8 protein-coding genes are annotated in these 8364 nt (G+C 40.3%); 3 read left to right on the top strand and 5 right to left on the bottom strand.

Features of this window, described 5'->3' with window-relative positions; translation table 11 throughout:
• Nucleotides 1–10 precede the first annotated feature (10 nt).
• Nucleotides 11–1246: an RNA-guided endonuclease InsQ/TnpB family protein gene (locus AC5JMK_RS09980; protein WP_495909987.1), complete on the bottom strand. Its 1236-nt coding sequence runs from the start codon at nucleotides 1244–1246 to the stop codon at nucleotides 11–13.
• A gap of 79 nt (nucleotides 1247–1325) precedes the next feature.
• On the opposite strand from AC5JMK_RS09980, the gene tnpA reads away from it, so the two are divergent.
• A complete protein-coding gene (gene tnpA, locus AC5JMK_RS09985) occupies nucleotides 1326–1733 on the top strand; it encodes an IS200/IS605 family transposase (RefSeq protein ID WP_096676162.1) in 408 nt (135 codons plus the stop codon).
• 616 nt (nucleotides 1734–2349) lie between these two features.
• A complete protein-coding gene (gene topA / locus AC5JMK_RS09990; RefSeq protein ID WP_096676161.1) occupies nucleotides 2350–4530 on the top strand; it encodes a type I DNA topoisomerase in 2181 nt (726 codons plus the stop codon).
• A 403-nt stretch (nucleotides 4531–4933) separates the two neighbouring features.
• On the opposite strand, the gene AC5JMK_RS09995 is transcribed toward topA, so the two are convergent.
• A complete protein-coding gene (locus AC5JMK_RS09995; protein ID WP_495909986.1) occupies nucleotides 4934–5494 on the bottom strand; it encodes an AAA family ATPase in 561 nt (186 codons plus the stop codon).
• A 175-nt stretch (nucleotides 5495–5669) separates the two neighbouring features.
• Here AC5JMK_RS09995 and AC5JMK_RS10000 point away from each other — a divergent pair, with 175 nt between their 5' ends.
• Entirely contained in the window at nucleotides 5670–6005 is a 336-nt protein-coding gene (locus tag AC5JMK_RS10000; protein ID WP_096676159.1) for a hypothetical protein, read from the top strand.
• Nucleotides 6006–6069: 64 nt separating this feature from the next.
• Here AC5JMK_RS10000 and AC5JMK_RS10005 read toward each other — a convergent pair whose 3' ends face one another.
• From AC5JMK_RS10005 to AC5JMK_RS10015, 3 genes are all read right to left on the bottom strand, one after another.
• Entirely contained in the window at nucleotides 6070–6810 is a 741-nt protein-coding gene (locus AC5JMK_RS10005; RefSeq protein WP_096676158.1) for a lipoate--protein ligase family protein, read from the bottom strand.
• 49 nt (nucleotides 6811–6859) lie between these two features.
• Nucleotides 6860–7348, bottom strand: a complete 489-nt coding sequence (locus AC5JMK_RS10010) for a YbjN domain-containing protein (protein ID WP_096676157.1) — start codon at nucleotides 7346–7348, stop codon at nucleotides 6860–6862.
• Between the two features lie 173 nt (nucleotides 7349–7521).
• Nucleotides 7522–8124: a class I SAM-dependent methyltransferase gene (locus tag AC5JMK_RS10015; protein WP_096676156.1), complete on the bottom strand. Its 603-nt coding sequence runs from the start codon at nucleotides 8122–8124 to the stop codon at nucleotides 7522–7524.
• Nucleotides 8125–8364 lie beyond the last annotated feature (240 nt).

The following is an 8364-nucleotide window of genomic DNA, read 5'->3' on the forward strand; positions in this document are numbered from 1 at the left end:
GTCAATGATTTCAATGACTGGTTGCCCCTGGTTGCACGAACCTTCTATTTACGCCGTCTAAGAGGCTAGTTCCTAACCCCGGCAGATTACCTTTAGCCCAATAAAGCATTACCTCAGCAGCAGCAATATCTCTGTCCTGAACATATCCACAAACACCACACTCATGGACTCTAACATCGAGTGTTTTTTTGTGCTGATGACCGCATTTAGGACAGGTTTGACTAGGCTTTACTTTCTTGGTTGGAACTTCTACAAATACACCACCTATTTGCTCAACTTTGTATTTGATAGTACTGCGAAGCATTCCAAAACCAACATCCAGTATTGATTTGTTCAAACCTGCTTTTTGTTTCTTGCGCTTGCCTTTTTTAGCTTTACTGGTCATGTTTTTGACTTCTAGTTTTTCAGTTGCAACGAAGCTATTACCGCTCACTATTTCTGTTGCTACGTGATGTACCCAATTTTGCCTTTGGTTAGCAACTTTCCGAATTATTTTGCTAACCGTAGTTTGAGCTTTTTTCCATCTTCTAGAAGCCTTAATTTTTTTCTTTCTATTTGGTGCTTGTTTCCTTCTTTTCTTTTTAGAAGCTTTTTTAATTAGCTGTTCAGCATTCCTTAAAAACTTAGGAGCATCAATTTGTTTATGCGTTTCCCCATTAGTGATCGATAATGCATATTTACAACCTAAATCAATACCAACAGCGCCAAAAGGAAAAGCTATATCAGGTAGAGATTTAGCTTCTAAAACTTGATTTAGCACATCTACCGTTATAGATGCGTACCATTTATTATTTCTAAAAACAATGGTGCAAGTGGTTGTAGTTCCCCAATATTTAGCCTGACCACGCATCTGAATACGTCCAATTTTAGACAAATTCAAATAACCGTTTTCACCATTAGATTCTACCGAATATCCGCTTTTGGCTGGATATGTCCATCCTGAATAATGACGAATTGATTTGAATAGTGGACGTTTGCCTAAACCTTGGAACCAACGTTCAAAAGCATAATCAACACGCTTTAAAGTAGCCTGTAAAGCCTGAGAATTAATTTCTTTGTACTCTGTCCAAACTTCTTTGAAAGCAGGTAAACAATTCTGTTGCTCAAAATAACTAACAGAATGATTGAATTTTTGATATTGAGTAAATCTGTTATATACAGCAGCGTTGTACAAGTCTTTGTGTAACTTTCGGTGATACCTCAAAGACTGTTCTATTTGTTTGTTTGGGTATAACCTAAAAGTCATCCGTCTTGTAGCCACTGATTTATTTGCCTCCTTTTTGGATTTATTCTATGATATTACAGTTGACGTATAGGCTTGTCAAGTGGTTCCTAGAAAAGGCTCTCATTCTGTTTTCTCTATTCACCTACATCTTGTGTTTGTAACCAAATACAGACGCAAAACAATAATCGCGCCAATTTTGGAACGGTTACATGAAATATTTGCAAATGTCTGCATAAAAACAAAATGCAGATTGATTGAGTTTTCAGGAGAAGTAGACCATGTTCACTTACTAATTGACTTTCATCCTGATAACAATCTATCTGCTCTTGTGGGTAGTCTAAAATCAGCGTCTAGTAGAATTATCCAAAAAGAATTTTCAGAACATTTATTTACGTTCTATAAAAAATCTGTATTTTGGTCAAGTTCATATTATGTCGCTTCTACTGGTGGTGCGCCTATTGAAAAAATCAAACAATATATACAATCTCAAGAATCACCAAACGAATAATTGGAAATTGTTCAAATCCTCTTTGCTCTGTTTGAACTACGTACCCTACGGGAAGCAAGCTACAAATACGTTTGAGAGGTTTTCACAATTTCCCGCTATTCATCCCTACCTTGCTTCGCTGAAGGTAGGGACTTTCGCGTCCCGTTAAAGTTACTGGATTCCGGGAAAGCCGCAATCTTTAGGCGTTATCCATTCACAGCAAATCAGGTTTCAAACTCGTAAATCAGATTTGAAACTCGTAAATCAAGCGCATCTGTATCGCCTCGGAATAAATTCCGAGGCGATACAGATGCGCAAGTCCTCTTCAGAGGACTCAAAAAAAAGTTTGTTCCAGTCCACTTGAGTGGACTTTCGCTATGAGCCTGGAACTTTAGTTCTAGGCGGGATACAGTTTCAACATGAAAAATTTTGATTTGTGTGTACACCGCAGCCTTAGTAAGGAGAGGGATTGAGGGTGAGGTTTTATATTTAATTTGACCCACTTACTTATAAACCACAAAACGTCAAACAAGTGTACTATAAAAAACTAAGAACTTATTTTTAAGTCACATCCACAGGTCAATTCAAAATTGTTTCTGAAATTTTGAATTTTGAATTCAAAAAATGGTCAGGTGTCATGCCTAAACGCCTTCTCGTCGTTGAATCTCCCGGAAAAGTTAAAAAGCTCAGTCAAATCCTCGGATCTGAGTGGATTGTACGTGCTAGTTGTGGTCATATCCGGGAACTCAGCAATGAAGGTGAAGATTCTCTGGGCTTTACTATGGATGGTGACAGTGTGCAGTGTCGCTATATACCTCGCAATCAGCAAGCAAAGGAAACGATTCAACAACTTAAAACTGCTGTTAAACAAGTCAAAGAAGTGATCTTAGCCACAGATCCAGATAGAGAAGGAGAAACCATTGCTTGGCACCTCAAAGAAGCTTTAGGATTAAAAGAACCAAAACGAGTTGTTTATACAGAGATTACAGAATCTGCGGTGAGGACTGCGATCGCCAATCCCAGAAAACTTGACTCTAACTTAGTCGGAGCAGGATTGTGTCGAGATTGCTTGGATAAGCTGGTAGGTTATAAAGGTAGTCCCTTAGTTTGGGCATTAAATAATGGAGCCAAAAGTGTTGGAAGAGTCCAAAGTGCTACTTTACACCTAATTTGCCAACGCGAGAGAGAAATCGTCTCTTTTGTTCCCCAAGATTATTGGAGTGTTTGGGTAGACTATGCAGAAGGGTTCCGCGCTTTTTACAAAGGAACAGTCAATGCTCCCAAACAAGAAACAAAACAAGAAACTGAAGTTCACGACGATACGGCAATAAATACTACAGAAATAACCGAATCTACCCGTGTTCTTTCGGAAGCCGAAGCCACGCGCTTAGTTGAAGAAGCAAAACGCCATCCGCATCAAGTTGTTCAATATGAAGGAAAAACCGTTAATCGTCAACCACCTCCACCCTTCATCACTTCTACACTTCAGCAAGCTGCTGGTTCCAGATTGCGGTTTGCACCTGAAAAGACAATGCTTGTCGCTCAAAAGTTGTATGAAGCGGGTTTAATTACTTACATGCGGACAGACTCAGTGATGTTGAGTCCAGAGTTCTGCACCAGTGCGCGTCAATGGTTAGAGCAAAATGATCCAGAAAATGTACCCCCGCAAACAGCCAGACATCGTAGTAAAAAAACAGCACAGGAAGCACACGAAGCGATTCGCCCCACAGATGTGTTTCGTCCTTCTGCTCAATTGCGAGTAGAACTGACGACTGACGAATTTAACTTGTATGTTTTGATTTGGAAACGAGCGATCGCCTCCCAATGTCGTCCCGCAATTCTTCGTAAAACTCTTGTCATCACCCAGTCTGGAGATTTACTCTGGCAAGCTAGAGGACAAATAGTCGAGTTTCTCGGTTATACTCGCTACTGGTCAAACCTCAGCAAAGATACAATTCTGCCTAACTTGCAAAAAGGACAGATGTTAACTTTGGAGAATGCAGATCACGAGAAGAAACAAACTCAACCACCACCACGTTACAGCGAACCAAAATTAGTCCAACTCATGGAGCGCAAAGGTATTGGTCGCCCAAGTACCTATTCTCCCACAATCGCAACCTTAAAAAAACGAGATTACGTCCAGCTCACCAAAGAAAACCTCCATCCAACAACTTTGGGTTTAGAAGTCGATGATTTTTTGCAGAAAGCGTTACCAGATTTATTAGAAACAGAATTTACTGCCAAAATGGAAGATGCACTTGATGCGATCGCTTCTGGAAAACAACCCTGGCAGCATTATCTGACAAATTGGCATCAGAGTTACTTTGCACCAGCATTAATCAAAGCCAAAACTGTACCTGTGAGTTCATCGAGTTCCGCAAATGGCGCTAAAGCAGCTAGTGTCACTGAACGAAAATTTGAGACTTCCAGAACTCGCTGTCCTCAGTGCAAAAACCATTTAGCCAAAATTCCTAGCAATAAAGTCAAAAAGAAATACTTTCTCAAATGTGTGAGTGGGTGTGAAAATGTGGTTTTGTTTTGGAGTGAGTATACCAAAACTTGGGAAGCACCCCGTTCTCAAACAACTAAAGAGAAAGATACAAATCCGCAAAAATCTCCAGCGAATATCACCACATATCCTTGTCCAGTGTGCAAAAAACCTTTGGAGGAGTACACCTATATCAAAGACGGACAGAATAAAACCATGCTACGGTGTTCAAATCCCAAGTCCCGCAGTGATCAAAAACATAAGGATGTGGCTTATTTCAGTACGCAAAAAGGGTGGTGGAGTCCCAAATTTGGGGAGTTGAAGGTGTAAGAGGATTGGGGATTGAAGTTCCAAACGAGAATTTTCTTGTTTGAAGGGTGAAGTTTGCTGTTTGAAACGAGAATTTTCTTGTTTGAAGGGTGAAGTTTGCTTTTTGAAACGAGAATTTTCTTGTTTGAAGGGTGAAGTTTGCTGTTTGAAACGAGAATGTTCTTGTTTGAAGGGCGAAGTTTGCTGTTTGAAACCAGAATGTTCTTGTTGTGTTTGCGACTCATCAAAATCAAGTGAGATAGTCGGTTTTGCTCTGATTGGTCAATCATTCATATCAAGTTCGGATAATTAGTTATACTTCCCACAGTCATTGCACCCCACCCCTAAGTCCCCTCCCCGCGTGCGGGGAGGGGAGGGGATTATAAGTAATCAAGCGAACCTAATATCACAAGCGATCGCTCTTTTAACACTCACCCCCACTACGGTTCGGTTTTTGTAATCTAAAAATAATGTCTTGAGCAACATCATGTGCAGAACCACATTCGGTATCAACTGGTTCGCCAAAATAGCGATCGCGATGAGCATCTGCACATTCTACAATTCGGCGTGCAATCCACTCAGACTCTGCACCCTCAATTTGAGTTCCTCGTTGAACAAGGCGTCTTTTTACAGTATCGAGACTTGCTTTCAAACAGAACACCCTTAGCTCAGAATCAAAACTTTTAATTCCTATAACAATCTCATCAAAATAATCACGACTACTAAATGTCATTGGGACTATAACTACACTTCTTGCGAATAAACGATATAGTTGAGTACCTGCTATCACGGATTTTCTCCATAACTTTATGTGTTGAAAGTCACCTGTTCCCGTTCTTTTCAATTCGATCCAATTTGGTAGGCGCATTAGTAATGACCCTGCCCATTCAGGGTTGTATATAATGCTTCCTGTTAGGGAATCATGGAGAATTTTCGCTACTGTAGTTTTACCAACTCCAAAGGAGCCATTGAGCAATACAATCATGAAAATTGCCGATTAACGGTAGTTCATATTAAATTTAGCTATAGATACTTTCAAGCCTGCAATTTAGAATTAAGAGGTGAGTAGTTAGTGATTAGTAGTTAGTAGTTTCTAACAAAAATCATTAACTATTAATCATCAACAATCGACAAATAACTACTTAACCATAATTCTAATTATGCTGATTGCAAAAGTTGCTAAAAATATACAAGCTGTTTCCGTCTCAGTCCCATCTCAAACAGATCACCCTCATAAGGTAACATCTGTCAAGCAAACAAATGAAAATGTCGGTTTGTTTGCAGCAGTTTTCATGAGTTCTTTGATCATGGGCTTTATTTTAGGAAAATATCAGTTTAATAAGTACAAAAAGCAGCGTGACCAACAAATGGCTAAGATTATTAAAGAATTTGAAAGTTTGAAAAATCAACACAAGATGATATTTAATTCAGAGGAACAGATGGCTCTTGAGAGGAAAAAGCAAATTGAAATATTAGAGAGGATATGGAAGAAATAATTAATTAAAACGCACCAGTTAGCAGAGGAAAACGCAAAGAGATGCAGAGTTTGTTTTCCTCAATTCACCTATACAACTTAGTACTTAACGCCAAAATTGTTTGCCATTCATCTTCAGAAAAATGTTGTACATTTAACTGGATATTAAAACAATCACTGGCGGTTGCACTCAAAACTGCCATAATCTTTTCAATACTCAGATTTTGCGGAATCTGCACACAGCTAAACGACTCAGCACCAAATACTTCAGAAAATAGTTCGACATCTGGGTGCAAACGCATTGAACCATGTTGCAAAATTGCCCCTCCGCGTCGCAACTGGGCGCTACCAATCAGTTTACAACCATCTTCTGTGATTAAATCTGCACCTGTAGCAGTGCCAAAACAGTTGGGATTGTGGATGTAACCCCGCCCAGCGCTACCGTAGTGTAAATCGATGCCAAGCTGACGCCATCCTTGAATGAGAAACTCGCAGACTTTTTGGTATGCTTCCATGCGACTACCACTGAGTCCAGATGTGACTATGCTGTAAGTTAAATCACCTTGATGCAAAACTGCTCGTCCTCCAGTTGGACGCTGCACCAAGTCTATTTTTTGACCTTGCCAACTTAAATTCTGCCAGTGTTGAGGATATTTGTGTTGATGGTAGCCAAGGGAAATTGCAACAGGCGACCAGGTATAAAATCGTAAAGAAGGGGGATGCTGTCCTGATAAGTGCTGTTCTAATAACCAATGATCAATAGCCATCTGGATATTACCAGTGGCTTTTAGTAAAGGAATTAGTCGCCAAATCTGCTTGCTATGCATTATCCAGCAAACCCCAGTCTACAATCCAAAATTCAAAATCCAAAATCGTCTAAGCTGCACCAAATTCTGATTGTAAAGTTTCATCGTTATTATCGGCGATTGTTGCCACAACAGTAATCAGGCGTGAGACTTCGCCAGCAGACAATTCTGCTAATGTGCGCGTACCCAGTACGACCACTTGATTTTCAATAATGCCAAAACGAGATTCAAAAGTGCTAGAGCAATTCATCTCTAATAATTGCCGCATAAGTTTAGGTTCATCTTTAGCAGGTAATTTTAGTACTGGAGACCATACTGTGATCTTATCTTCATCTGTTGTCCCTGTAAGTTGGACAAAGACTTCTACACTACCATAGGTAAATTTCCAGAGATAATTACCCTCTGGAGACTGGCTAACCATAGCACTATCATTTTGTTCTAGACTATCAATCACGTTTTCAATCACTTCTACATGATTGATAGTTGCGGTATCTGTCAACAATTCATCGCTCAGTTCTTCATTAGCGATCGCTTCTGGATTTGATTGGTAAGTTGCCATACAGATTTCTCCTCAAGTTTATGGTTTATTCATCCCTACTTTATACCTTGCTAATGCAAGCCAGTCATCTAACAGCAACTAGTGGTCTAGCAACCCAAAATTGCTGGGTGTAGATCAACGCGGAGAAAGTCTACCTAGCAAAGTTAACTTGTCAGACTACTAGTATCAGCTGATTATTTAGTCGCCAGCACACAGAAACCCCGATCTGTCTTTATCAAGTGTGCCTCAGTAAAGCCAGCTGTCGTCAGCATTTCGGTCAATCCAGTACTCGATTGGCCGGAATGATGAGTAAACCCAAGCGCAATCTTACCACCGACCTTTATCAGCCGCCGCATTGAGCGCAGTCCAATCATTGCGTCTGTCCAAACTTGCATGGAGTTGATGGCCAAGGCTTTATCAAATGTGTCATCTGCAAACGGCAGTTTTTCAACCGAGCCATACTGAAGTTCAACTAAGCCTGTCTCTATCGCTTTCGCATTTCGCACTCTGGCTTGCTCAACCATTTCTTTTGAATAGTCAACGCCCGCTATATACCCGGTTGACACCGCAGACGCCAGAATCTCAATCCCTACTCCGGGTCCAAATCCAACTTCTAGCACCTTGTCATCCGGTTGAATTTCAAGAAGATAAATCACCCACTCAGTAAAATCGCGTTTCGTACGGGCTAAAATAAAACCTCCTAACCGACCTAGTATCCCCTTGGGTCGTCCAAACATTTGCATCAGAAGACTGTCTAAAATGCCTAAATGCTGGTGTTGTTCCTGATTATTGTCCATAGTCCACCTGCGATTTCAATCGCAGTTTTATAACTAAAGTTTGCTGAAGCAGACTGTTTGATTTATTAAACTTATAAAAATATGACTTGTGCTACTAGCTAAGGGTTTAAATCCTTAGCGGTATATTGAAAAAATCGGGATGCTCCCACAACGAGAGAATGAAAAATCGACCACCGATATACATAGTTGACATCTCCCCCGGTTGAAACACGGGGGATTCTAAACTGATGTTGCTACGGG

It is taken from the genome of Pelatocladus sp., from assembly GCF_059505505.1.

Coding starts and splice junctions, on each gene's coding strand:
- AC5JMK_RS09980 (WP_495909987.1), bottom strand. CDS start 1,246: ATGACTTTTAGGTTATACCCAAACAAACAAATAGAACAGTCTTTGAGG.
- topA (WP_096676161.1), top strand. CDS start 2,350: ATGCCTAAACGCCTTCTCGTCGTTGAATCTCCCGGAAAAGTTAAAAAG.
- AC5JMK_RS09995 (WP_495909986.1), bottom strand. CDS start 5,494: ATGATTGTATTGCTCAATGGCTCCTTTGGAGTTGGTAAAACTACAGTA.
- AC5JMK_RS10005 (WP_096676158.1), bottom strand. CDS start 6,810: ATGCATAGCAAGCAGATTTGGCGACTAATTCCTTTACTAAAAGCCACT.
- AC5JMK_RS10010 (WP_096676157.1), bottom strand. CDS start 7,348: ATGGCAACTTACCAATCAAATCCAGAAGCGATCGCTAATGAAGAACTG.
- AC5JMK_RS10000 (WP_096676159.1), top strand. CDS start 5,670: ATGCTGATTGCAAAAGTTGCTAAAAATATACAAGCTGTTTCCGTCTCA.
- AC5JMK_RS10015 (WP_096676156.1), bottom strand. CDS start 8,124: ATGGACAATAATCAGGAACAACACCAGCATTTAGGCATTTTAGACAGT.